Consider the following 24299-nt stretch of genomic DNA (forward strand, 5'->3'; position numbering starts at 1 on the left):
CCTCAACTAAGCGCAGGGCGATTTTATTCCGCAGTTTAATTATGGTTAAATTAAACAGATTTAAGTTTAACCTTAATTAAACTGTTAATTATACAGTAAATGCAAAACACAGGATTTTCAGATGGTATAACTACCAAAATACTGATTGTTGAAGATGATGCTTATATGCAGCTGATACTTAAAAAGTTTTTAAGTAAAGTATATGAGATTGAAATTTGCGCTACAGCAATGGATGCCCTGTCCTTTCTGCAAAGCGGCCACCTGCCTGATTTGGTGATTACCGATTTAAATACGCCTAACCTGAGCGGGCTTGATCTGATAAAGCAGATGCAGGTAAGCGATTTTTTTAAATCCATACCTGTAATCATCCTGTCTGGCGAGGACAGCTCCGAAAAACGCATACAGTGCCTGGATACCGGCGCAGATGATTTTATTGTAAAACCTTTTAATCCTGCCGAACTGGAAGCCCGTGTACGGGCAGTATTAAGGAGGATAGGTAAGTTAAGCCATAAAGAAATATGAGTGCAGATGCGGCTAATGTAACTACCCAACAGGTAATTGCTTTAGTAAACATGGATGCGGCTACAGCCGAAATAATAAGTTCATGTAACTTTGAAGGCAGGCAACTGGTTTCCTATAAGAACGGTTTGCAGCTGGTTAATGCCTGGGAAAGCCAGAAACTCAATGTTGCAGCCATTATTTCTAGAGATGAGGTGCTGGCCACATCGGGCATTACACTCATAGATTCGCTGTATAAAAAGGGCTTGAAAAAAGTTCCGTTTTTTTTGATTGTGAATCACATGAACCGCGATTTACGCCGCATGTCATTAAATGCAGGCGTGGCCGATGTGTTTCTTTTGCCGCTGGTAAAAAGTAGTATAGAAACCAGGGTAAACTTTTTAATTCAGCACTGGACGGCGTTAACCACAAAAAATAAAGAGAAGGCAGGCGAGGCCTATAAAATACCTGCAAGCAAGCGGGCTTTTGATATGTTGTTTTCAGGTATGGCGCTGCTGTTTTTATCGCCTGTATTTTTGCTGATCTACCTGCTTATCAAATTAGAATCCAAGGGGCCGGCATTTTATTATTCATTGCGGGTAGGTACCGGTTACAAGGTTTTTCGCTTTTACAAATTCCGGTCGATGTATGTGAATGCAGATTCCCGGTTGAAAGATTTGAAGCACCTCAACCAGTATGATACAGATGCCGCCGCGAAAGAGCAGCCGGAAGCTGCACAGAAACCACTATTGTGCGACCAGTGCATAGGAAGAGGCAAGTGCCAGTTTCCGGTATATGCCGATAACATCAGCTGGTGTGAGAAAGATTATATCTTTAATAAAAAGACAAAGGCAGGTTCGGCATTCTTTAAAATAAAGAATGATCCGCGTATCACCCGTATCGGCAATTTTATCCGTAACACCAGTATTGATGAATTGCCGCAGTTGTGGAACGTATTTACCGGTGATATGAGCATTGTAGGCAATCGCCCTTTGCCGCTGTATGAAGCCGAAAAACTGACTACTGATAAATACGCCCTCCGCTTTCACGCCCCCGCAGGCATTACCGGCCTGTGGCAGGTAGAGAAGCGCGGAAAGGGTGATATGAGCGAAGAGGAGCGCCTGATGCTGGATAATGTATACGCCAAAAATCACAGCCTCAGAAATGATATCAAACTGATATTAAAGACCATTCCGGCCCTTTTACAGAAAGAAAACGTTTAAGCTGTTTATCAGAAAAGCCGTTTAAGCAACGGTTAAATACGCTACCAGTTATTGCGAAGAATAACGGATATTCAATCACAAAGCTATCTCAAACTTCTACAAAAGGTACACAAATACCACGCGTCATTGCGAGGAACGAAGCAATCTCTATACGTCAGTTAACAGCATGGCGCAGAGGGATTGCTTCGTTCCTCGCAATGACGCGTGGTGGTTTTTTAGATTAAACGCCCTTTGTGCCTTGCCGTTACAAAAATTTAGATGAGGTTTATTATAAACAGTTTTCAAGTTAAATAATACCTCTTGGCATTGTTATTTACAATTATTGGCAATTACAATAAGGTATTCATATCTTGCTCCAGGTGGTACCCTCCTTACTGTCCTTTAGCTGAAAGCCGATTTGCTGCAATCCGTTCCTTATTTTGTCAGATGTGGCATAATCACGGTTTTGCTTGGCCTCGCTGCGCAGGTTGGTAATAAAGTCGAGCACGGCAGGAAGCTCATTGCTTTCAATCTGCTCGTTTTTAAGGCCCAAAATGTCGGTTACAAAATGCTGCATCAACTCCTTTAGCAATAGCAGGTTCGTTTCATCAATCTTCAGTTTGTTATCATGCACCGAGTTAATGATACGGGTGGCCTCAAATACCTCGGCAATCAGCACCGGGCTGTTAAAATCATCGTTCAGGGCTTCGTAGCAACGGTCGATCAGCGGCTGCACTTCAACTTCTGTTGTTGAAGATGCTTTCAGCCCGTTCAGCAGGCTATAGGCATTCATCAGCCGCTTAAAACCTTTTTCGGAGGCTTCCATGGCCTCGTTGCTAAAATCGAGCGTGCTGCGGTAATGGGCCTGCAGCATAAAGAAGCGCACCGTCATGGGGCTATAGCCCTTTTGCAGTATGGTATTGTTGCCGGTAAACAGTTCCTCCGGCAAAAAGCTGTTCCCTAACGATTTCGACATCTTCTGGCCGTTTACCGTCAGCATATTGGTATGTATCCAGTAGGTGGCCGGGTTGGTGCCGCAGCAGGCTACGCTCTGGGCAATCTCGTTGGTATGGTGGGTGGGTATTAAATCCAGTCCACCGCCATGTATATCAAAGTGATCGCCCAAATATTTTTGGCTCATGGCCGAGCACTCCAGGTGCCAGCCCGGGAAGCCTGTACCCCAGGGCGAAGGCCATTTCATTAAGTGCTCGGGCCTGGCCTTAATCCATAAAGCGAAATCCAGCCGACCCTGCTTCTCGTCCTGCCCGCCTAATGTTCTGGTATTCGTTAATAAATCATCCAGCTTACGGCCGCTTAAAATGCCGTAATCCTGCCGGTTGTTGTATTTTTCCACATCAAAGTATACGGTGCCGTCTACCTCGTAAGCATAGCCGGCCTGTAGTATGCACTTTACCATTTCAATCTGCTCAATGATATGGCCGGTAGCGGTAGGCTCAATGCTGGGCGGCCAGGTATTGAAAATCTGCATCATCTCGCGAAAGCCCAGCGTATACTGCTGCACAATTTCCATCGGCTCCAGTTGTGCCAGCTTGGCTTTCTTGGCTATTTTATCCTCACCGGTATCGGCATCACCTTCCAGGTGCCCGGCGTCGGTAATGTTGCGTACATAGCGTACCTTATACCCCAGGTGGGTAAGGTAACGGAACATCAGATCAAACGATATATAGGTGCGGCAGTTGCCTAAATGCACATCGCTGTAAACAGTAGGGCCGCATACGTACATGCCTACGTGCGGCGCATTCAGGGCCTTAAATTCCTCTTTGGTACGGGTTAAAGTATTGTAAACAAAAAGCCTTTGCTCCATGCAGGCGAAGTTACAGTTTTCGGCGGTGATAATAACAGGTGTTGGTTTGATTTATGAACGCTGGCAGCTACTGACAGCATCATGTCAGCGTTCACGCGCGTTCACACTGTTCACACCACCGTGAACGTGAACACCTGAACAGCCGGGATGCGGCTTCAGCAATCATACCTCCTCTTGTGTTTTAATGAACAACAGGCAGAAATAAGCAGTTTATGGAATTTTATGGCGGTTTATGGCCTGTTATGACGCTTGTTTGTTACCTCACCAACCGCAAATCACTGTAAACTGGGTAATGGTCTGACAGTTTTTTTTCAACCACCTGGTAGCTTTCTATCTTGAACTGGGGGCTGGCCATGATATAGTCGATCTGGTAATTAGGGAAATCGCCGTTATAGGTTCGGCCCAGCCCCTGCCCGCGTTCGCGAAAGGCGTTTTGCATTCCGCTGCTGAGCTGGTGCACCGCGTAGGAGGAAGGGGTATCGTTAAAGTCGCCCGAAATCACAAAGGGGTAGGGGCATTGCGCCATGTGCTGCTTTATAATGGCTACCTGTTCGCTTCGTTTAATAAAGGCGCGTTTGAGTTTGCCGCCAATACGCCTGAACGATTGCATATTGGTTTCGCCTTTGTTTTTTACACTATCCAGGTAATCATAATCGGCCGGGTCAAAGCGGATGGATTGCAGGTGCAGGCTGTATACCCTGAAGATTCGGGCGTTCTTTTTAACGTCTATATAAAGGCACTGGTTGGTGCTGCCAGCCGTAGAGAGTTGAATATACCCTTTGTTTACAATGGGCAGTTTTGAAAAGATAGCCATACCGATGGCATCGGCCGGATTGTTGTTTACCCGCTGAAAATAATAATGATGGGTATTGAGTATTTTCTGCAATGAATCGCAAATGGCATATTTACCCCGGCTGCGGCTGTAAAATTCCTGCATGCCTAAAATATCGGGTTGGTGCAGGCTGATGATCTCGAAAATATCATGCCTCGTTCCACCGTCGTTACCGGCGCCATAACGCTTAAAATTATGTACATTGTAGGTCATCAGGCGCACCAGGCTGCTGTCGGTTGCTGTAACTTTACGGCTGCGGTTAAAGGCAAAGTGATTGAGAAGGTTGCTCCAGCCAAGCAAAATAACCGCTAAGGATACCAGCGCATACTTAAAATTAAACAACAGCCAGTAAAGCAAAAAGAGCAGGTTAACCACCAGCAAAGGCGGGTAGGCCAGCCCGAAGAAAGCAATATAACTATTGGTGCCCGGGCTGATGTAGGGCGATAGGTAACTCAACAGCAAAGCCACAGCCGCTATACTGTTAAGCGCCAGCATAAAAGTGCGGAAAAATGAGCGCCTTTTATTTTTCATTCGTGTTGCTGGCGCGCTGCAGGGTATCGCGCTCCTGCCTGCTCAGGCTATTATAGCCCGAGTGCGATATTTTATCCAGTATGCGGTCAATCTCGTCTTGTGCAGGCTGGTCAGGTATGGCATTGCGGGTAGCATAACCGGTACCGCTGCGGTAAACTACCTTTACCTTTGCAGGCGGGGTAAAAACGCGGCTTACGGGCTTGTTCCAGTCGTTGCCGCGTTGCAATTGTTTGATATACAAAAAGCCCAGTAATGCGCCCCCCAAATGCGCTATTTCGCCGCCGGCATTAGCGCCTGCAATACCAATAAAGTCCAGAATCACATAAGCTATGGCCAGCCATTTAAGTTTAACCGGCCCTAAAAATATTAAGCTGATGGTATAATCAGGCAGCAGGGTTGCGGTAGCAATTATAATAGCCATTACACTGGCCGAAGCGCCTACTACGTAAGATGCGGTTCGTATATCGGCAAAGGCCGGAATTAAATTGTAAGCCGCTATAAAAAATACTGCCCCTGCCAGGCCGCCCATCAGGTAAAGGCCTACAGTACGCCTGGTGCCCAGGTATTCTTCAAATATCTGCCCTATCCAGTACAGCCACAGCATGTTGAATAAAACATGTAAAAACCCATCATGCAAGAACATGTAGGTAAGTGGTGTCCAAAAACGGGTAGCCAGTTTTGGCAGATAGGCACAAAGGGCCAGGTAATCATTTGCATAAGCGCTTACCATGCCTTCATTTTTAGATAAAAAGGCAAACACATTGCCTATCCCGATTATCAGAAACACTGCAATGTTAATACCGATGAGTAAGCCTAACTTGCTGCCGGAATGAAATAGTTTTGCGCGGATTTCCCGCCACAGGTTGTTCATAATAAAAGCATGGTATTTATTTGATAACTACCATTAATTAAAAAAATTGTTCGGTTTGCGCAGCCCCCATATTTTAATTAAAACAAAACCGAACAAAGCGCCGCCGAGATGGGCAAAATGGGCAACATTGTCGCCGCTGTAGCCGGCTACGCCAGAGTAAAGCTCAATCAGGATATAGCCAATAACCGCATACTTCGCTTTTACCGGCAGCGGTATAAACATAATGAACAGCTCTACATTGGGGAATAGCATACCAAAGGCCACCAGCAACCCGAATATAGCGCCGGATGCACCCAAAATGGCGCCGCCATAAATTTGTTGCAATTGCTCAAAGCCCGGCTGGTTAATGAATGGAGTAAGATCGCCATGATATACGGCATACCCACCTGTAATGTTATGAATTTGCAGCGCCTGTACCAGCCACTGTAAAAGCAATGCGCCTATGCCTGTAAAGAAGTAGAATTGCAGGAAACGCCTGGCGCCCATCAGCGATTCCAGTGCAGGCCCGAATACAAACAGGGCGAACATGTTAAAAAAGATATGCATAATATTAGCATGCATAAACATGTAGGTAATTACCTGCCACAACCTAAACTTTGGAGAATTAAAATAGTAAGCGGCTAAGTGCTCATTCAAATCAATGCCTGATTTTCCGAGCACATACGTTGCAATAAAAAAGATGATATTGATGATGAGTATATTCTTTACCACCGGCGTTAAATTGGCCAGCGGGTTTTGGCGGTAGGCATTCATGGATAGTAATATATGCGTTTTTTTAAGTGCAGATGGCAATTAATGTTATTGCATGAACGGAATTGGCTGATGTTGTGTTTTACTTTTCAAACCGCTCCAGTAATTCGGCCAGGGTAAAGGTACTGATTACCGGTTTGCCGTTAAGCGCCAGGTTGGGCATCTGGCAGGCAAACAGCTGATCGATCAGCTGGTTCATTTCTTCCAGGGTTAACGGGGTGCCTGCTTTGGTGGCGGCGTTGCGGGCCAGTGTACGGGCCAGCGTGTCGCGTTTATCCAATTTTAAGATAGCCAGGTTGTTCTTAAATCCTTCCAGCAGGTTTTCCAGTAGAATATGCTCATTAGCTTTGTTCAGGTCGGCCGGTATACCTTCTACCACTACGGTGTTGCGGCCAAACTCGCGTATGTCGAAACCCAGGGCACGGATATCCGGCAGCAGTTCGCGCAGCAGCTCAAAATCGGCACTGTTAAAACTCACCGTTTGCGGAAAAAGGCTTTGCTGGCTCACGCCCGAATGGTTTTGCAGCTGCTGTAAAAATCGCTCATATAAAATACGCTCATGTGCCGCCTGCTGGCTAATCAGCATAAAACCCGACTTGATTTGCGACAGGATGAAGCGGTTATGAATCTGGAACAGCTGCCGCTCGCTGGCCTTGCTTACCGGCTGATCATTTACTGTAATCAGCTGCTGCACATGCAGTTCTTCCTGCTGGTGAGTTTCCTTTTTGCTAATCTCGTATAAGGTATCCCAATTTTGCGGTATTGCCGGGCGGTTCTCGGCCACATCGCGCATAAACGGCGTTTCGCGTTTGGGTGCGGATGTAGCAAAAGGATTGAAATCCGGATTTACGGTAATCGTCGGCGGCACAATCTGGTCTAAAGGCTTATGGGTAATCATACGCTCGATGCCGGTGTCCTGCTCAAAATCAAGCGAGGGGGTAATGTTGTACCGCCCCAATGAGCGTTTTACCGCCGAGCGGATAATGGCATACAGCGCCTTTTCGTCCTGGTACTTAATTTCGGTTTTGGTAGGATGAACATTGATGTCAATCTTGGCCGGGTCAATCTCAATAAACAGCACATACAGCGGAAAGCTGTCATCTGGCAGCAATTCCTCATAAGCCGTCATCACCGCATGGTTCAGGTACGCATCCCTGATGAACCGGTTGTTTACAAAGAAGAACTGCTCACCGCGTGTTTTGCGGGCAAATTCGGGCTTGCCTACAAAGCCGCGCAGTTTTACAATGGTGGTATCTTCCTCAACCGGTACCAGGCGCTGGTTATAGTTGTTGCCCAGCAAGTGTATGATGCGCTGCTTTAGGGTAACCGGCGGCAGGTGATATACTTCCTGCCCATCGTGGTGCAGGGTGAAAAATATCTGCGGGTTAGCCAGTGCCACGCGCTGAAACTCATCCAGCACATGGCGCATTTCCACCGGGTTGCTTTTTAAAAAGTTGCGGCGTGCAGGCGTATTGTAAAACAGGTTTTTGATGCTGATAGATGTACCTGCACTGCTGGCACAGGCTTCCTGGCTGATCACTTCCGAACCTTCAATGATAATACAGGTGCCCAGCTCATCCTCATAGCGGCGGGTTTTCAGCTCCACATGGGCAATAGCCGCAATAGAAGCCATCGCCTCGCCCCGGAAACCCATTGTGCGGATGGCGAACAGATCGGCCGCCTTGCGTATTTTAGAAGTGGCGTGGCGTTCAAAGCACATGCGGGCATCGGTAATGCTCATGCCGCAGCCATTATCAATCACCTGGATCAGGCTTTTGCCGGCATCCTTTAAAATCAATTGTATCTTATCCGCACCGGCATCTATCGCATTTTCTACCAGTTCTTTTACCGCCGAGGCCGGGCGCTGCACCACCTCGCCGGCAGCTATCTGGTTGGCAACGGCATCGGGTAAAAGCTGTATAATATCAGACATGTAGTAAATCCTTCTCTTTCGTATCGGTGCTAAATTAAGGTTATTTCGGGGAATTTTGGGATTCCAGATTTCTGATGTTCGATTTCGGATTTTGCCTTTAGGTGAATATTTGAGCGGTGTTTTATCATATAAATTGTGCAGATGGATAAGCATTTCCTTAAAATGATGTGAATTGTAACATAAGAAAGGCTGGAAAAGCAGGGACAGCGTTTCATCGGTTCCGGCAGCCCCGCTATCCGCTGCAAATCCTCGCTGCGCTGCGGGTTTTACGCTGCTATCGGGTTTAGGCAATTCGGGTTGGTACATAAAGCAACAAAATAAATCAGGTATACAGGCAAACCGCCCGCCTCCATTAAAATTACTCACTACTCACTACTCACTACTCACTACTCACTACTCACTAATATTTATTTGCCTGCCCAACTTAATGTTTGTAACCTTGTATATCACTTTGCGTTTACCTTTGTATTTGTTTGACATCTGAAGCATGACCCTGAAAAGACTATGGCCTGCCTTGCTGGCGTTCGGGCTGGCCGCCTGCCAGCATAAAAAAGAATACAACGCCGACCTGCTGATAAAAAATGCCGCCATATATACTGTTGACAGCACCTTTACCACCGCCGAAGCCCTGGTAGTTACCGGCGGCAAAGTAATAGCCGTAGGCAAAGCGGATAGCCTTGAAAAAAAATATACCGCCCGCGAGGTAATGGATGCCAAAGGTAAAGCTATCTATCCGGGTTTTATTGATGCGCATACCCACTTTTACCGCTATGGCCTCAGCTTGCAGGAAGCGAAGCTGGAAGGTACCAATAGCTGGCAGGCGGTGCTGGATACAGTGCAGAACTATGCCAAACGCAGTACGGAAGGCTGGATCATCGGCCGCGGCTGGGACCAGAACGACTGGCAGACCAAGCAGTTCCCGAATAAGGCCAAGCTGGATTCACTATTCCCGGTGCGGCCGGTGGTGCTTACCCGTATTGATGGCCATGCCGCCATTGCCAACCAGGCGGCGCTCAATATTGCCGGCATCAAAGCCGGACAGAAAATAAGCGGCGGCGAGATTGAAACCGTTGGCGGCAAGCTTACCGGTATACTGGTAGATAATGCCGTAGGGCTGGTTGCCCACAAAATGCCCGAACCTGCCGACCAGGTTACCGAAGCCGCCTTGCTGGATGCGCAGCGCAACTGCTTCGCCGTAGGTTTAACCACGGTAGATGATGCCGGTGTAAATTATGGCCTGATCAATACCATTGCCGCCCTGCAGCACAAGGGTTTATTAAAAATGCGCCTGTACCTGATGCTGTCTGACAGTCCTGAAAATTTTGATTACCTGTTTAAGCGGGGCGCCTATAAAACACCGGGCCTCAATGTGCGTGCGTTTAAGGTGTATGCCGATGGCGCTTTAGGTTCAAGAGGCGCCTGCTTGCTGCAGGACTATACCGACCAGAAAGGATGGAAGGGCTTTTTACTGAGCGACCAGAAGCACTTTAAGGAAGTTGCAGAAAAAATAGCGGCCAGGGGTTTCCAGATGTGTACGCATTGCATCGGCGATTCGGCCAATAGGGCTATCCTGAAGATATATGCCGGAGTGCTGAAAGGAAAGAATGACCGCCGCTGGCGCATCGAGCATGCCCAGGTACTGTCCCCGCAGGATGTGCATCTGTTTGGCGATAATAATGTAGTTCCATCAGTTCAGCCTACGCATGCTACTTCGGATATGAACTGGGCCGGGCAGCGGCTGGGTGCGGCGCGCTTAAAGTCGGCGTACATCTATAAACAATTGCTGAAGCAGAATGGCTGGCTGCCTTTAGGTACCGATATGCCGGTAGAAAATATAAACCCGCTGTATACGTTTTATGCAGCCGTTGAGCGTAAGGATTTGAAAGGACAGCCGGTAAACGGTTTTCAGCCCGAAAATGCACTGAACCGTATCGAGGCCCTGCGTGGCATGACGATATGGGCCGCCCGTGCCAACTTTGAAGAAAAAGAGAAAGGCAGCCTGGAGCCGGGTAAATATGCCGACTTTGTGATTTTGGACAAGGATATTATGAAAGCGAAAGGCGCCGAACTGCCAAAGGTAAAGGTGCTGAAAACTTATGTGAATGGTGAGAAAGTATATGAGCAGAAGTAAGCGTACAAAGATTTTAGGATTAATAGGCGGCTGCGCCATGCTGGTAAGCGCCGCCTGCGCACAGGTGCCCCCGCGCCAGGTAAATGTAACCGGCCCGGCAGGCGCTTACCTGAACGAGGAAAGGCTGGCCCAGCAGAGCACCGTACTGTTAAATAACGAAAAACAACTTATCCCGATAGGGCACCTGGAAACCGCCAGAATAGCCAGTGTGCATTTCACTTACAATAATGCCGCTGTATTTGATAGTTTACTGAATAAGTATACCCGTGTGCAATCTTTTGATGCCACTAAATATGGCTCGGCCGGGGTAATGCAGCTGGCCAATGATTTGAAACTGTATAATACCATCATACTGCAGGTGACTGACGGCGACCTGGCCAACCCGCAGGTACTCAGCTTTATCAATTCGGTTGATAAGGTGAAGGATTTGGTAGTTACGGTATTTGGCAGCGGGCGTATCCTGCCGCAGCTGGACAATGTAAGCAGTCCGGTGGTGTGGTGCCAGCGGCAAACGGAAGTGGCTACCGCCAATGCTGCGCAAAGTATATTCGGCGGTATTGCCTTTACGCAGAAGTTACAGCAAAAGTTTTCTGCCAGGTATACTTCCGGTGCCGGTTTTCTTACCGCTAAAACCCGGTTGCAGTATGCCATACCTGAAGAGGTAGGTATTAATGCAGTTAACCTGCAGCCGATAGACCAGATTGCCCGGGAAGCCATAGCCCAGCATGCTGCCCCCGGCTGCGTGGTGCTGGTGGCTAAGGATGGAAAAGTGATATTTAATAAAGCGTATGGCTACCATACCTATGAGCCTGCTTTGCCTGAAAAGATCACTGACATCTTCGACCTGGCATCGGTAACTAAAATTACGGCCACTACGATGGAGGTGATGCGCCTGGCAGAGCAGGGTAAACTGAACCTGGATTCTACCATGGGGACTTATATACCTATGGCCGTAAACACCAATAAGCGCGATATCAAAGTACGCGAGCTGATGCTGCACCAGGCCGGCCTGATCCCTTATATTCCGTTTTATGAGAAACTGAGGGCCAGCGACCACAGCGCCGATTCATCGGCCGCTTTTCCAACCAAGGTGGCCGAGGGTTACTATATACGTAAGGATTATTTCAGGGACGTAATGCTGCCACAGATGCTGAACACGCCGCTGCGCACCCGCGGGCAATATGTGTACAGCGACCTCAGCATGTATTTTACTAAAGAGGTGGTGGAAACCATTACGGCACAGCCATTAAATACCTATGTACAGCAGCAGTTCTTCAATCCGCTGGGCGCACAAACCGAAGGCTTTTTACCCCGCAACCGTTTTGCGGCCGACCGCATTATTCCTACAGAAAATGATACTTATTTCCGCCACTCGCAACTGGTGGGCTATGTACATGACCAGGGAGCAGCTATGGTAGGCGGTGTATCAGGCCATGCCGGCAACTTTGCCAGCGCCAATGACCTGGCTATCCAGTTTCAGATGCTGCTCAATAAAGGCACTTATGGCGGGGTGCAGTATTTTAAACCCGAAACGGTAACACAGTTCACCTCGCGCCAGTCTGATGTAAGCCGCCGGGGCCTGGGTTTTGACGGCTGGGGGCCGCTGGAAGCCAGCCATTACCCGTCCACGCTGGCTTCGCCGGGCACTTACGGGCATACGGGTTATACCGGTACCTGCGTTTGGGTTGATCCTAAGTATAACCTGGTATACATCTTCCTTTCTAACCGGGTGTACCCCAAGGTAACCGATAAACTATCCAGCCTGCGCATCCGCCCGCGCATACAGGATGTGGTATATGAGGCGATACAGAAAGGGTTATAATATTTTTAAAGAAAAAGAGCAGGGGTGTAAATTACCTGTTGCCCTGCTCTTTTAATTTAAAAATATATTATCAGCTTTACAGCGTTGCCATATCAATTACAAAGCGGTAACGTACATCACCCTTCTGCATACGGTCATACGCGATTTGAATGTCTTTCATGTCGATTTTTTCAATGTCGGCCACAATGTTATGTTCGGCACAAAAATCAAGCATTTCCTGGGTTTCCTTCAAGCCGCCTATGCTGGAACCGGCCAGGCTTTTACGGCCGACAATTACACTAAAGGCTGCAATTTGAGCTGGTGTTGGCGGAACGCCTACGCAAATATGTACACCGTTGGTTCTCAGTAATGACAGATACATATTAAAATCATGCTCGGCAGATACCGTATCCAGGATATAATCGAACGAGCCTTTGGCTTGTTCCAGTTGCGCAGCATCCGTAGTAACTACAAAGTGGTGTGCACCTAACTTTCTGGCATCTTCTTCCTTTTTAGGCGAAGTGCTTAACACCGTTACATCGGCGCCAAAGGCAACACCGAATTTAACGGCCATGTGGCCCAAGCCGCCCAAGCCTAATACCGCCAGTTTATGCCCCTTACCTATGTTCCAGTGGCGCAGCGGCGAGTAGGTGGTGATGCCTGCGCAAAGCAACGGCGCTACTGCGGCTAAATCCAGTTTCTCATGAATATGCAGTACAAAATCCTGATGTACGACAATCGTGTTGGAATAGCCACCGTAGGTTGGGGTTTTGTGGTCCTGCTCATAGCCGTTATAAGTAGGTGAGCTGCCGTTGAGGCAATACTGCTCCAGGCTCTGCTGGCAGTTTTCACATACCCGGCAGGAGTCTACCAGGCAGCCGGTACCGGCCAGATCACCCTCTTTAAATTTGGTAACCTCGCTGCCTACCTTAACTACGCGGCCAACAATCTCGTGGCCGGGCACCATCGGGAACACGCCGGGAAACCAGTCATTTTTTATCTGGTGCAAATCAGAGTGGCATACGCCGCAGAACAGAATGTCAAACTGTACATCATTCGGGCCTACTTCGCGGCGTTCAAATGCCCAGGGGGCTAAATCGGTATGCTCGTCCTGAGCAGCATAAGCTTTTGTTTCAATCATAGTTATAATATTGTATTAACAATAAAGAAAATGATTATACAAAACAGATGTTTGCGTGTTTGAACACTTTTACATTGTGCAAACACGCACAGGTCATGCTGCTACAATTTTTTAATCATCACATTTCTGAACCATACATTCGCGCCATGATCCTGCAAGGCGATATGTCCTTTTTTGAATGTACCGAAGGCGGGCCATTCTTTGAACTTGCTGCCGGCCACCAGTTTTTTCCATTGGTCGTCCCATAAGGTGGTACTGATCTCCTTTTGCCCGTTGATCAGAATTTCCAGCTTGCCATTGTTGGCAATCACTTCCGTCTGGTTCCATTCGCCGGCCGGCTTGGTTACGTCTTTGTTTAAAGAGATCATGTCATAAACATCACCGGCATGGCGTTTGGGTTTACTGCCGTCCTCATTACCTATGTTGTCGGCAATCTGTGTTTCGGGGCCGGTTTGCCAGGCGTATTTATGTTGGGTGGTATCTTCATGCACATAGAACATGATGCCGCTGTTGCCTTTAGGCGATATCTTCCAGTCCACCTTCAAATCAAAGTTTTCGTATTCCTGGTCGGTAATAATATCGCCGCCGTTAGCGGTTTGCCAGTCGGCCTTGTGCGAGGCATCTAAATGTAATAGGCCATCTTTCAGCATCCATGCCTTGCCTACGCCGGTTTTACCGTAAGTATGCCAGCCCGTAATGGTATTGCCTGCAAACAGCGGTGTGAAGCCGCCGGTAGTATCGGCAGTTGTGGATGCTGAAGCCGTTGAGTCGGCCGATCCATTATTTTTTGCGGCGGGGGAATGGCAACCGGCTAAGGTCATAGCGGCCAGCAGTGTAAGGGTTAATGTTTTCATAGTTGTTTGTATTGATGTTTACTTTTATAAAAATATGCTGTCATTTCGACCGCAGGGAGAAATTTTCTTCAATAGGCCTGTCAGCCGCAGAAGATTTCTCCCTGCGGTCGAAATGACGAGGTTTTAATTACGTTGATTATCCCAAATTCCCTTTCTTTATTTCATTTACCGCATAGGTAGCCGCCCTTGCCGTTAACGCCATGTACAAGATGGATGGGCTTTGGTTGCCGGTGCTGGCCATGCAGGCGCCATCGGTAACAAATACGTTTTTGCACAGGTGCAGTTGATTCCATTCGTTCAGCAGTGAGGTTTTGGGATCCTTGCCCATGCGTACGCCGCCCATCTCATGGATATCCAGCCCCGGCGATTGCTTGTTGTTAAAGCCCCTGATATTCTTGCAGCCGGCCTTGGTGAGCATCTCGGTGCCTTGCTTAATGAAATCATCTGTCATGCGGTCATCATTATCGTCATAGGCTACCGAAGTTATGAGCAGCGGGATACCCCACTGGTCTTTTTCAGTTTTACTCAGGCGCACATGGTTACTTTCTTTCGGCACGGTTTCGCCCTGCAAATACATAAACATGTGCCAGCCGCCCGGCTCGCTGATGGCATCTTTATAAGCCGCACCAATCTGGTCGCCCTCTGTCTCATGGATGATCGGCGGCTGCCGGTAGGCATTTACAAAGGTGGTAAAGCCGCCGAAATAGTCAGTTTGCTGCTGATGCAGGTTCCTGTAGTTAACTAATATCAGGTCGGTAGGGTTGCGGCCAAAGTAATAGGTGTCCTCAAAGCCATCCAGCGTACCGCTTACCGAGGCCCGGTAGTTATGAAAGGCGATGTACTTGCCCAGCAGGCCATTATCATTACCCAACCCGTTAGGGAAACGCTTAGAGGTTGAGTTAAGCAGAATAAGATTGGTATTGAGCGCCGCAGCGTTCAAAAAGATGACTTTGGCAAAGTAATCAGTGGTTTGCTTGGTGTTGGCATCAATTACCCGTACGCCGGTGGCCTTGCCCAGCTTTTCATCGTAAATGACGGAGTGCACCACCGAGTGCGGCCGGATGGTAAGGTTACCTGTTTTTTGCGCCCAGGGCAGCGTAGAGCTTACCGAGCTGAAGTAGCCGCCGAACGGGCAGCCGCGCATACACATATTACGGGCCTGGCATTTGCCGCGCCCTTGCTGTAAATGTATTTCTTTCGGCTCGGTTAAATGCGCCCAGCGGGCATGTACCAGGTGCCGGTCGGTATAGTTATCCTTTAAGTTTTGCCTGAAGGCTTTGAGCGGCGCACTCATTTCAAACGGGGGCAGAAACTCGCCATCGGGCATCGCCTCCAAACCATCCTTGCTGCCGCAAATGCCGATAAAGTTTTCTACATGCGAGTACCAGGGCGCTACATCACTGTAACCGATGGGCCATTCAATGCCATAGCCAAACCGTTTGGGCGCGGTAAATTCAAACTCGCTCCAGCGCTGGGTGGCCCGCCCCCAGGTGAGCGATTTGCCGCCTACCTGGTAGCCGCGTATCCAGTCGAAAGGCTTTTCCTGTATATAAGGATGGTCGGCATCCTTGATAAAAAAATGATCGCATTCGTCGCCATAACCGGCGGCTTTGGTAATTAAGGGATTTTCTTTGACGAAAGCAGCGCTCATGCGCATCCGGTACTGAAACTCCCAGGGCGCCATGGTGGCGGTAGGATAATCCTTGTTATGCTCCACATTGCGGCCGCGCTCCAGCACTAAAGTTTTCAGGCCCTGCTCGCACAGCTCTTTGGCAGCCCAGCCGCCGCTGATGCCCGAACCTACCACAATGGCATCAAACGTGGTTTCGGCATTAGCGCCTGAACCCATATTGTTTACTGACATATCAGTTATATAATTGGTAATCTAATATGGGGATTTTAGTTGAAAGAGTGAGCAAGTGCGTCATATTATATTAGCTGAGTGATAGTTGGGTTTTAGCCAGATGATCATTTAAATAAAAAAACCAGTCATTTCGACCGCAGGGAGAAATCTTCTGCCGCAGACTGGTCGTCTGAAGAAGATTTCTCCCTGCGGTCGAAATGACTGGTTCGGTAGTGTATATTACTAAAGCTACTGCTTAGTTCGCTTTGGCAAATTCGCCTGCGGCTTTAAAGGTAACTTCATCACTCAGCATAGGTGATCCGTATTTGCTGCCAAACTTAAAGTCTGAACGTTTAATAGTACCTGTGGCTACAAAACCGGCTACCGGCGCTTTGCTCATCGGGTTGGTAATGGTGCCACGGTATACCAGATCAAAAACAACCGGCTTGGTTACGCCGTTCAGCGTCATGTTACCGCCCAATTTGTACTTGTTGGTACCGGCAGATTTTATAGAAGTACTTTTAAAGGTTACGGTAGGGTATTTAGCCACGTTAAAAAAGTCTTCGCCCTTAAGGTGCCCGTCGCGCTGATCATTATCAGTGCTTACCGAACTGGTATTGGCCGAAAAATCGAACTTGGCATCACTGAAATCAGCTTTGTCGGCTGTAATGGTAGCATCATAGCTTTTAAATGAGCCATCCACGTCAGACACTGCTAAGTGGGTAATGGTGAAACTTAAATGAGAGTGGGCCTTGTCCACTTTCCAGGTTTGGGCAAAAGCAGTAACGTTTAAAGCTACGGCTGCAATCAGGGTCAATAGTTTTTTCATGTGTTTAATTGTGTTTGTTGTACTTGACGACAAAGATAGGGAATGGTTTAAATTAAGTGTTTAAACATATAATATTTTTGTCGGCTAAATGTAATATCAATTTAACAGCTTACCAAAACTTACAGGAATAAGTAACGCTTAGTGCTAATTAGCCGGTTCTTTAACAACACCTAACGCTTTTCTTACCGCCGGTGCCACCTGTGTGCCTAACAGTTCAATGGCTTTCAGCATATCTTTATGGTCGGTATGGCCGGTAACCAGCTGTGCCAGAAAACGGGTATTACCAAACAGTTCGTGCTGGCCCAAAATTTTGTCAATGGCCTGCTGTACATTGCCTACTACCAACGGCCCGTCGTTGCGCAGGTAGTCAAATTGCTGCCTTGTCATGGGCGACCAGCCCCGGTCTTTACCCACCCGGTTCATCAGGGCTTCATAGGAGGGATAAAATGCCTGAACGGCCTGCTGCTCGCTTTCGGCCACTAAGAACTGGGAGCTGATGCCTAATTGTAACTTGCCGACATCGTGCCCTGCCTTCTGTGCCGATTCGCGGTATAATTCTACAAAAGGCACAAAGTGTTTGGGGGCGCTGCCCAGTATGGCAATCATCATCGGCAAATTCATCTGCCCGGCCCGCACGGCAGAAGCCGGGGTGCCGCCCACACCCAGCCATACTGGTATGCCGGACTGAAACGGACGGGGGTAAACCCCCTGATTGGTTAAAGGTGCCCGGTGGTTGCCCCGCCAGGTAACCACCGCCTGCTTATTGAGTTGTAAGAAAAGGTTAAGCTTCTCGGTAAACAGTTCGTCATAATCATTCAGGTCAAAGCCGAACAGGGGATAAGACTCAATGAACGAACCCCGCCCGGCAATCATCTCGGCACGGCCGGAAGATATTAGGTCAACGGTGGCAAAGTTTTGGAAGGTGCGCACCGGGTCGGTGGAGCTAAGCACGGTTACCGAGCTGGACAATTTGATTTGTTTGGTAATGGATGCCGCTGCTGCCATAAAAATTTCAGGCGCGGAGATCACAAAGTCGGGGCGGTGATGCTCGCCGAAGGCATACACATCCAAACCAACCTCGTCGGCCAGCTTTACTTCTTCCATCAGCTGCTGTACCCGCTGCTGTGCATGTACTGCATTACCGGCCTTAATTTCCGGCTGTACCTCGCCAAAAGTGCTTATCCCTATTTCCATATCATTTTATAATGATGAAGTGCAATAATAACCACTGCAGCCAACACTAACGTTAGCGCCATGTAAAGATTAAACCGAAACCGACGAAACGTTTGCCGGCTGCGCAGATTCGGGCTGGATTATGATGTAGCGCACCAGCTTGTATTTTTCGCTGATGCGGCGCTGTATGCGGTCAATTGCTTCATTAATGGCAGGCGTAGTTAAATTATCCTCGAAAACTACCACCAGCATAAGCAGCACTTCCTCGGGCGATTGGTAGGTGGACATCATGTGCTGAACCTTAATCACCCCGGCATCCTGCTCAACCAGTGCGCAAATGCTGGCTTTGGTATCAGGCGCTATGCCTTCGCCCATCAGCAGGCTGCGGCTCTCCCGGGCCAGTATCAGCGATACCCCCATCAGCAGCAGGCCCACTAATATGGAGGCTACACCATCAAGGAAAGGCAGGTTGAAACGCTGATTGAAATAAGTGCAGATAAGCACAATGATAAGACCGGCTACAGCGGCCCCATCCTCAAAAAGCACCACAAAGCTGGAAGGATCCTTACTGTTGATAATGGCCTGCCACCAGGGCTGGGTGCCCCTTACGCGGTTAAACTGCCGCACACCAATGATGAGCGAACCGCCCTCGAAAATAACAGACAGGCCCAGCACGATATAATTGATTGAAGGTTTTTCAAGCAGTTCAGGCTTAATAACATGTAATATCCCCTGATAAATGGAGATACCGCCGCCTAAGCCGAATATCAGGATGGAAACAATAAAAGACCAGAAATACAGCTCCCGGCCATAGCCAAACGGGTGCGTGGCATCCGGCTCCTTTTTGCTGCGGCGCAGGCCCAGTAACAGTAGCAGCTCATTAGCGGTATCTACCAGTGAGTGTATGCCTTCGGCAATCATGGCGCCGCTGTTGCTGATGCCGCCTGCAACAAATTTGGTTACGGCAATAAGCAGGTTGGCGGCCAGCGCGCTGTATATGGTTGCTTTTGATGAAGCCATGTGTTAATACTCAACCCTAATAAACAGTTGATGCCTGCATTGTTTGGCCGGATGTAAAAGCGGCTGTATAAAGCCTGTAGCTGCCCGTAATGGCATAAGCCCCGCCGGTGGCCGGGTGCCCCGCGCCGTGCGTATTCGAACAACTAAAACTGCATGACAATTTACAACTAAAAGCTCTAAAAAGTGTAAACCCTTCATTTTTTTAGTTTGTTGATTATCAATTATTTAAATGGCATTTTTTTGAAATTGTGTAAACTTTGGGTTTACACTTTTGCGGAGTGAATAAGGGAGGTATAATACCAGTATCTGCAAGGCCGCATGCACGCCATGCCAAAACAAGTAATCAGCATAACGCGAATGCGGTTATCTAAATTTAAAAAGAGATTCGGGTACTTGCTTTGCCGGCAACAAGCTGTAACTCAAATTCACCAGCGCTATAGCAGGCTGTGGCGAAACTTTACATAGGTGTAACACATTTGCAGTAGATTGCTGTTAATTTGGCAGCCGAAAAACAGGTAAATAGCTGTATATGAAAATCGGAATTGTTTGTTACCCAACCTTTGGCGGCAGCGGGGTGGTGGCCACTGAACTGGGCAAGGCGCTGGCAGCCCGCGGGCACCAGATACATTTTGTAACCTATAACCAGCCGGTAAGGCTCGACTTTTTTTCTGAAAACTTGTTTTACCACGAGGTGGCGGTAAGCAAATACCCATTATTTGAATATCCGCCTTATGAACTGGCCTTAGCCAGCCGTTTAGTAGATGTGGTACGGTTTGAAAAACTGGATGTACTGCATGTGCACTACGCCATTCCACATGCTTCAGCTGCGTTTATGGCGAAGCAGATATTAGCTACCTATGGCATCCATATCCCGGTAATTACTACGCTGCACGGTACGGATATTACCCTGGTAGGTAAAGACCGTACCTATCAGCCGGTGGTTACTTTCTCTATTAACCAGAGTGATGGCGTAACCTCCGTATCTGAACACCTGAAGCAGGATACCTATAATTTTTTCCCCGAAGTAACCAAAGACATTAAAGTGATACCCAACTTTATTGATCTGGAGCGTTTTAACCAAAAACCAAAGGGGCACTTTAAAAAAGCCATAGCGCCCGAAGGCGAAAAAATTTTAGTGCATGCCTCCAATTTCAGGCGGGTAAAACGGGTGAACGATGTGGTACGCATCTTTGCAGAAGTAAATAAGCAGGTGCCGTCTAAACTTCTCATGGTAGGCGACGGGCAAGACCGTGCCGAAGCCGAGCAGCTGGCCCGCGATTTAGGCGTGAATGGCAGCGTACGCTTTCTGGGCAAGCAGGATGCCGTAGAAGAAATCCTTTCCGTATCCGATCTGTTCCTGATGCCTTCGCAATCCGAAAGTTTTGGCCTGGCTGCATTGGAAGCCATGGCCTGCCAGGTGCCGGTGATCAGCTCTAACACTGGTGGCTTACCTGAGCTGAACGTAGACGGTGTTACCGGCTACCTTAAAGATGTAGGCGATGTACAGGGAATGGCCGAAAAAGCGGTGTATATACTGCAGGATGAGAATCGGCTTAACCAGTTTAAGACTAATGCGCTTGCCCGTGCACAAACCTTTACGCTGGCCAATATTATGCCGGTTTACGAAAGTTTGTATGAAGAAATTATAGCAGGCAGCAAGTCTGTTTAAGTTTGTAAAAGATAACTTGAAGTAACAACTGGCAGGATTTATGCTTGTTGCACAGAAACAAAATCTATCTGTTATGAAAAAACTATTTTCAATTTTTGCAGCGGTGACTGTCATCGCAATACTGTTCAGCGCTTGTTCGCCTAAAACCTCTACTGGTATGGCTGTAGCTTCGAGAGCTAAGTTTACCGGCAACTGGACCATTACCAACGTAAGCTACGACGGCCTGGTAGAAGGCGCCGTACAAAGCGTGTTTGATCAGGCGCCTCCGCGTGCATTTGTAGGCAGTACCTGGCGTTTAACCAACAGCGGCAACGGTATCTATACCTTAACCAGCGGCGCTTCGCAAACCATCTACTGGTCGGTGAACAATAGTGGTACAGATCAACAGTTTCAGTTTAAAAAGATTTACCAGGGCGAAAAAGCCAAGAATGTAGAAACCGGCTACCAATTGCTGGTACAAAGCAACAACGGCTCAACTATGGTATTGCGTACACCCATCCGCATTGGCAGTACTAACGGTTATGTGGTGTACACCTTTGCAAAATCGTAATTATTAGAAGCAGGAATCAGGAGTCAAGAATCAGGAATCAAGACTTCTGTACTATACAAATGCAAAAAGGCAGGATGTTAATCCTGCCTTTTTGCATTTGTATGCGCGTCATTGCGAGGTACGAAGCAATTCTCGATATGTAAGTCAGTTAGCCTTGTATGACCATTTTGTAAGCTGAGGATTGCTTCGTACCTCGCAATGACGTGCTTTGTATTAGATTATATAACAATCCTGACAACTGCCCAGGCACTATTTTACAATCTCAAATACTACTCTCACACTGTAGTTAAGCTTAATATTCTTAAAGCTTACATCGCTTTCCGGCATGGCAATGTCCATAGATTTTTCACGGGCCATATACATTACCGGGCTTGGTGAAGGCAGGTTGGCATCATCGTTCTCTATAATGCTGATCGGACGGCCCAGCTTTTCACTGATGCCGGCCAGCATATCCCCGGCTTTTTCACGGGCATTCAGCAGCGCTTTCATACGCAGGCCTTTCTTCAGTTCGCTCAGCTTGGTGTAGTCATAGCTGTCAATATTGGTAGACTGGACACCTTTACTGTCAACAGCGTCCATAATCTGGTCAAGCCGGTTCAGGTTGTTTAGTTTGATGCGGTATTGCTTGGAAGCCAGAAAATCAGGGTTCTTCTTTTTTGCAGGCGTATAGTTATAACTGGATACATTGCTGATGGTAAAATCAGCTTTTGGCACACCGGCAGCGGCTACAGCTTTTTCCAGTTGATTCTCCAGCCGGTCAATGGTTACTTTGTTTTTGCCATCCATATACTCCTTCAGCGATACCGATACATAAATAATATCCGGTGTAATTTCCTGCTCGGCATTCCCGGACACCTCAATACGGTTACGCAAATCGACAGTTTGGGCAAATCCTGAAAGGGCTAAAAAGGTAAGTCCGGCTAATAAAAGTAAGTTTTTCATGATGTTCATTTTTGCTATTACTGACTGTAAGACGTGCTGAGTGTCTAATTTGCAACACGAACGTTACAAAATAATGCCTTTAAGGGTTGGAAGAGATATTAGGTCAGCTATCTAAATTGAATGTAAAGGGATAAAACTTATTCTTCCAGGTCGATCTCAAATTTTGACAGGTTGATAAATTCCTGTATACGTGCGTTTACTTCCTGCTTGCTTAAATTTTGGATTTTCTCGGTACCAAACTTCTCTACGCAAAACGAGGCAAGTGCCGAACCATAGATAATTGCATTCTTCATATGCTCAAAAGTAACCTCGCCTGCTTTGGCCATATAACCAATAAAGCCGCCTGCAAAAGTATCGCCCGCGCCGGTTGGGTCAAATACTTCGGCCAAGGGCAGGGCAGGGGCAGAGAATATCTTGTCTTCATGAAACAGCAAGGCACCGTGTTCTCCTTTTTTGATAATCAGGTATGCAGGCCCCATCGTTAAAATTTTACGGGCCGCCTTTACCAGGGAGTATTCGCCGGATAGTTGGCGCGCTTCTGCATCGTTTATAGTGAGTACATCCACTAATTTTATGGTTTCCAGCAAGTCATTCAGGGCAATGTCCATCCAAAAGTTCATGGTATCCATCACAATGAGTTTGGGGCGTTTGTGCAGGCGGCTGATTACCGTTTGCTGTACCTGCGGCGTAAGGTTGCCCAGCATCAGGTACTCGCAATCCTGGTAATTGTCTGGGATGATGGGATCAAAGTCGGCCAGTACATTCAACTCAGTAATCAGCGTATCGCGGCTGTTCATATCGTTATGGTAGCGGCCACTCCAAAAGAAAGACTTTTCGCCCTGTTTTACCTGTAGACCCTCGGTATCAATATGATGAGCCGCAAAGCTGTCAATAGCCTGCTGCGGAAAGTCATCGCCCACTACGGCAACAATTTTTACCTTGTCATAAAAGTAAGAAGCTGCCAAGCTGGCAAAGGTAGCCGCGCCGCCTACAATCTTATCGGTCTTGCCAAAAGGGGTTTCAATGGCATCAAATGCCACACTACCAATCACTAACAAACTCATCGAAAATATTTTAAATTTTTTTTGTGCAAATATTGTGATTTTAGCCCGAAGTTTCTACTTTTGCCTCACTCCAAACCGGAAAATACTCCTGAGTAGCTCAGCCGGTTAGAGCATCTGACTGTTAATCAGAGGGTCGCTGGTTCGAGCCCAGCCTCAGGAGCTTAAAAATCAATGATTTAGCCTCACTTGTAAAAGTGAGGCTTTTTTGTTCTCACATGATTTTGAAGTTTTTGAAATCGCACGTAGATTTCAGCGTGCGCTCCATGAGAATTTGAAGACCGTTTTGGGCAATAATATGGGTAAGGGTAATCTGTTTTGGGGCCGTTTTGATATCAAGCGTACAGTATTCTTATATTTTCCAGCTGCTCCAGTTCGAGCAGTTTTTGGAGTATAGCTTCATTCATGATTAATAGTATAAGGTTACAAAATATAAATGAAAGAGCAACAACCGGCAGGTGCTTATGGGATTCGAACCCTACCGCTTACGCAGTATCAACCGGATGAAGTATCACCCGCCTACGGCATCTTTCATTATGTTTTAAAAAGGGCAAAAAGCAACCGGTGAGGTTTTAGATTTAGACTACTGCAATGGCTTGCAGGCAGAATTTGAATCTGCACCTTTCTCCATAAGGGAGAACGTCATACCGAAGTATCACCTGGTTACGGCACCTTTTAGGTTTAAAAGAAGAGCAACAATTAACCAGCGCTTTTTTGTTCGGGAAAAGCGAAGTAACGCCGGGTTACGGCATCTTCTTTATCTTTTAAGGGCAACGGTCAATATGCGCGAAGCCTGACGGCTCAACTGCTCTGCCAGCTGAGCTACAATGGATTGCTCCAAAG

19 protein-coding genes and 1 tRNA gene are annotated in these 24299 nt (G+C 47.6%); 7 read left to right on the forward strand and 13 right to left on the reverse strand.

Translation table 11 applies throughout. From position 1 onward, the window contains the following. Positions 1 to 99: 99 nt before the first annotated feature. Both ACY652_RS12115 and ACY652_RS12120 read left to right on the forward strand, forming a co-directional pair. Positions 100 to 522 (forward strand): response regulator transcription factor, encoded by a 423-nt coding sequence (locus ACY652_RS12115; protein ID WP_462264637.1) that lies wholly within the window; start codon positions 100 to 102, stop codon positions 520 to 522. Next, the gene (locus ACY652_RS12120) at positions 519 to 1721 is read left to right on the forward strand and encodes a sugar transferase (RefSeq protein WP_462264638.1); all 1203 of its coding nucleotides are present in this window, start codon (positions 519 to 521) and stop codon (positions 1719 to 1721) included. Before ACY652_RS12115 ends, ACY652_RS12120 begins: the two co-directional genes overlap by 4 nt. 343 nt (positions 1722 to 2064) lie before the next feature. Here the strand turns inward: ACY652_RS12120 and cysS are convergent, their stop codons facing one another. The 5 genes from cysS to mutL form a co-directional block, all read right to left on the reverse strand. Next, positions 2065 to 3525, reverse strand: coding sequence for a cysteine--tRNA ligase (gene cysS, locus ACY652_RS12125; RefSeq protein WP_462264639.1), 1461 nt, complete (start codon positions 3523 to 3525; stop codon positions 2065 to 2067). Positions 3526 to 3781: 256 nt separating this feature from the next. Next, positions 3782 to 4888, reverse strand: coding sequence for an endonuclease/exonuclease/phosphatase family protein (locus tag ACY652_RS12130; protein WP_462264640.1), 1107 nt, complete (start codon positions 4886 to 4888; stop codon positions 3782 to 3784). Further along, positions 4878 to 5759 carry a rhomboid family intramembrane serine protease gene (locus ACY652_RS12135; RefSeq protein WP_462264641.1) on the reverse strand — a complete coding sequence of 294 codons (882 nt, stop codon included), beginning with the start codon at positions 5757 to 5759 and terminating at the stop codon, positions 4878 to 4880. Before ACY652_RS12135 ends, ACY652_RS12130 begins: the two co-directional genes overlap by 11 nt. Before the next feature lie 33 nt (positions 5760 to 5792). After that, positions 5793 to 6512, reverse strand: coding sequence for a rhomboid family intramembrane serine protease (locus ACY652_RS12140; RefSeq protein ID WP_462264642.1), 720 nt, complete (start codon positions 6510 to 6512; stop codon positions 5793 to 5795). 79 nt (positions 6513 to 6591) lie between these two features. Next, positions 6592 to 8442, reverse strand: a complete 1851-nt coding sequence (gene mutL / locus ACY652_RS12145) for a DNA mismatch repair endonuclease MutL (RefSeq protein WP_462264643.1) — start codon at positions 8440 to 8442, stop codon at positions 6592 to 6594. Between the two features lie 487 nt (positions 8443 to 8929). Here mutL and ACY652_RS12150 point away from each other — a divergent pair, with 487 nt between their 5' ends. Together ACY652_RS12150 and ACY652_RS12155 are read left to right on the forward strand one after the other, a co-directional pair. Beyond that, on the forward strand, positions 8930 to 10573 hold the full coding sequence (locus tag ACY652_RS12150; RefSeq protein ID WP_462264644.1) for an amidohydrolase: 1644 nt from the start codon (positions 8930 to 8932) through the stop codon (positions 10571 to 10573). Continuing rightward, the gene (locus tag ACY652_RS12155) at positions 10560 to 12395 is read left to right on the forward strand and encodes a serine hydrolase domain-containing protein (RefSeq protein ID WP_462264645.1); all 1836 of its coding nucleotides are present in this window, start codon (positions 10560 to 10562) and stop codon (positions 12393 to 12395) included. The genes ACY652_RS12150 and ACY652_RS12155 overlap by 14 nt, the downstream gene beginning before the upstream one ends. A gap of 76 nt (positions 12396 to 12471) precedes the next feature. On the opposite strand, the gene ACY652_RS12160 is transcribed toward ACY652_RS12155, so the two are convergent. The 6 genes from ACY652_RS12160 to ACY652_RS12185 form a co-directional block, all read right to left on the reverse strand. Then, on the reverse strand, positions 12472 to 13515 hold the full coding sequence (locus ACY652_RS12160; protein WP_462264646.1) for an NAD(P)-dependent alcohol dehydrogenase: 1044 nt from the start codon (positions 13513 to 13515) through the stop codon (positions 12472 to 12474). Between the two features lie 101 nt (positions 13516 to 13616). Beyond that, a complete protein-coding gene (locus ACY652_RS12165) occupies positions 13617 to 14369 on the reverse strand; it encodes a 3-keto-disaccharide hydrolase (protein ID WP_462264647.1) in 753 nt (250 codons plus the stop codon). A gap of 136 nt (positions 14370 to 14505) precedes the next feature. Continuing rightward, positions 14506 to 16233, reverse strand: coding sequence for a GMC oxidoreductase (locus ACY652_RS12170; RefSeq protein ID WP_462264648.1), 1728 nt, complete (start codon positions 16231 to 16233; stop codon positions 14506 to 14508). A 235-nt stretch (positions 16234 to 16468) separates the two neighbouring features. Beyond that, a complete protein-coding gene (locus ACY652_RS12175; RefSeq protein ID WP_462264649.1) occupies positions 16469 to 17041 on the reverse strand; it encodes a YceI family protein in 573 nt (190 codons plus the stop codon). Positions 17042 to 17185: 144 nt separating this feature from the next. Continuing rightward, on the reverse strand, positions 17186 to 18235 hold the full coding sequence (locus ACY652_RS12180; protein ID WP_462264650.1) for an Atu2307/SP_0267 family LLM class monooxygenase: 1050 nt from the start codon (positions 18233 to 18235) through the stop codon (positions 17186 to 17188). A 69-nt stretch (positions 18236 to 18304) separates the two neighbouring features. Continuing rightward, positions 18305 to 19234, reverse strand: a complete 930-nt coding sequence (locus ACY652_RS12185) for a cation diffusion facilitator family transporter (RefSeq protein ID WP_462264651.1) — start codon at positions 19232 to 19234, stop codon at positions 18305 to 18307. A gap of 529 nt (positions 19235 to 19763) precedes the next feature. Here ACY652_RS12185 and bshA point away from each other — a divergent pair. After that, positions 19764 to 20903, forward strand: a complete 1140-nt coding sequence (bshA, locus tag ACY652_RS12190) for an N-acetyl-alpha-D-glucosaminyl L-malate synthase BshA (RefSeq protein ID WP_462264652.1) — start codon at positions 19764 to 19766, stop codon at positions 20901 to 20903. 73 nt (positions 20904 to 20976) lie between these two features. After that, positions 20977 to 21453, forward strand: coding sequence for a hypothetical protein (locus ACY652_RS12195; protein ID WP_462264653.1), 477 nt, complete (start codon positions 20977 to 20979; stop codon positions 21451 to 21453). A gap of 249 nt (positions 21454 to 21702) precedes the next feature. On the opposite strand, the gene ACY652_RS12200 is transcribed toward ACY652_RS12195, so the two are convergent. Next, positions 21703 to 22395: an SIMPL domain-containing protein gene (locus ACY652_RS12200; protein ID WP_462264654.1), complete on the reverse strand. Its 693-nt coding sequence runs from the start codon at positions 22393 to 22395 to the stop codon at positions 21703 to 21705. Positions 22396 to 22532: 137 nt separating this feature from the next. Further along, a complete protein-coding gene (locus ACY652_RS12205) occupies positions 22533 to 23459 on the reverse strand; it encodes a PfkB family carbohydrate kinase (RefSeq protein ID WP_462264655.1) in 927 nt (308 codons plus the stop codon). Positions 23460 to 23545: 86 nt separating this feature from the next. Here ACY652_RS12205 and ACY652_RS12210 point away from each other — a divergent pair. Continuing rightward, a tRNA-Asn gene (locus tag ACY652_RS12210) sits at positions 23546 to 23619 on the forward strand. Positions 23620 to 24299: the final 680 nt, after the last annotated feature.

The organism is Mucilaginibacter sp. (assembly GCF_965200995.1).
In the GTDB taxonomy this organism is placed as follows: domain Bacteria; phylum Bacteroidota; class Bacteroidia; order Sphingobacteriales; family Sphingobacteriaceae; genus Mucilaginibacter.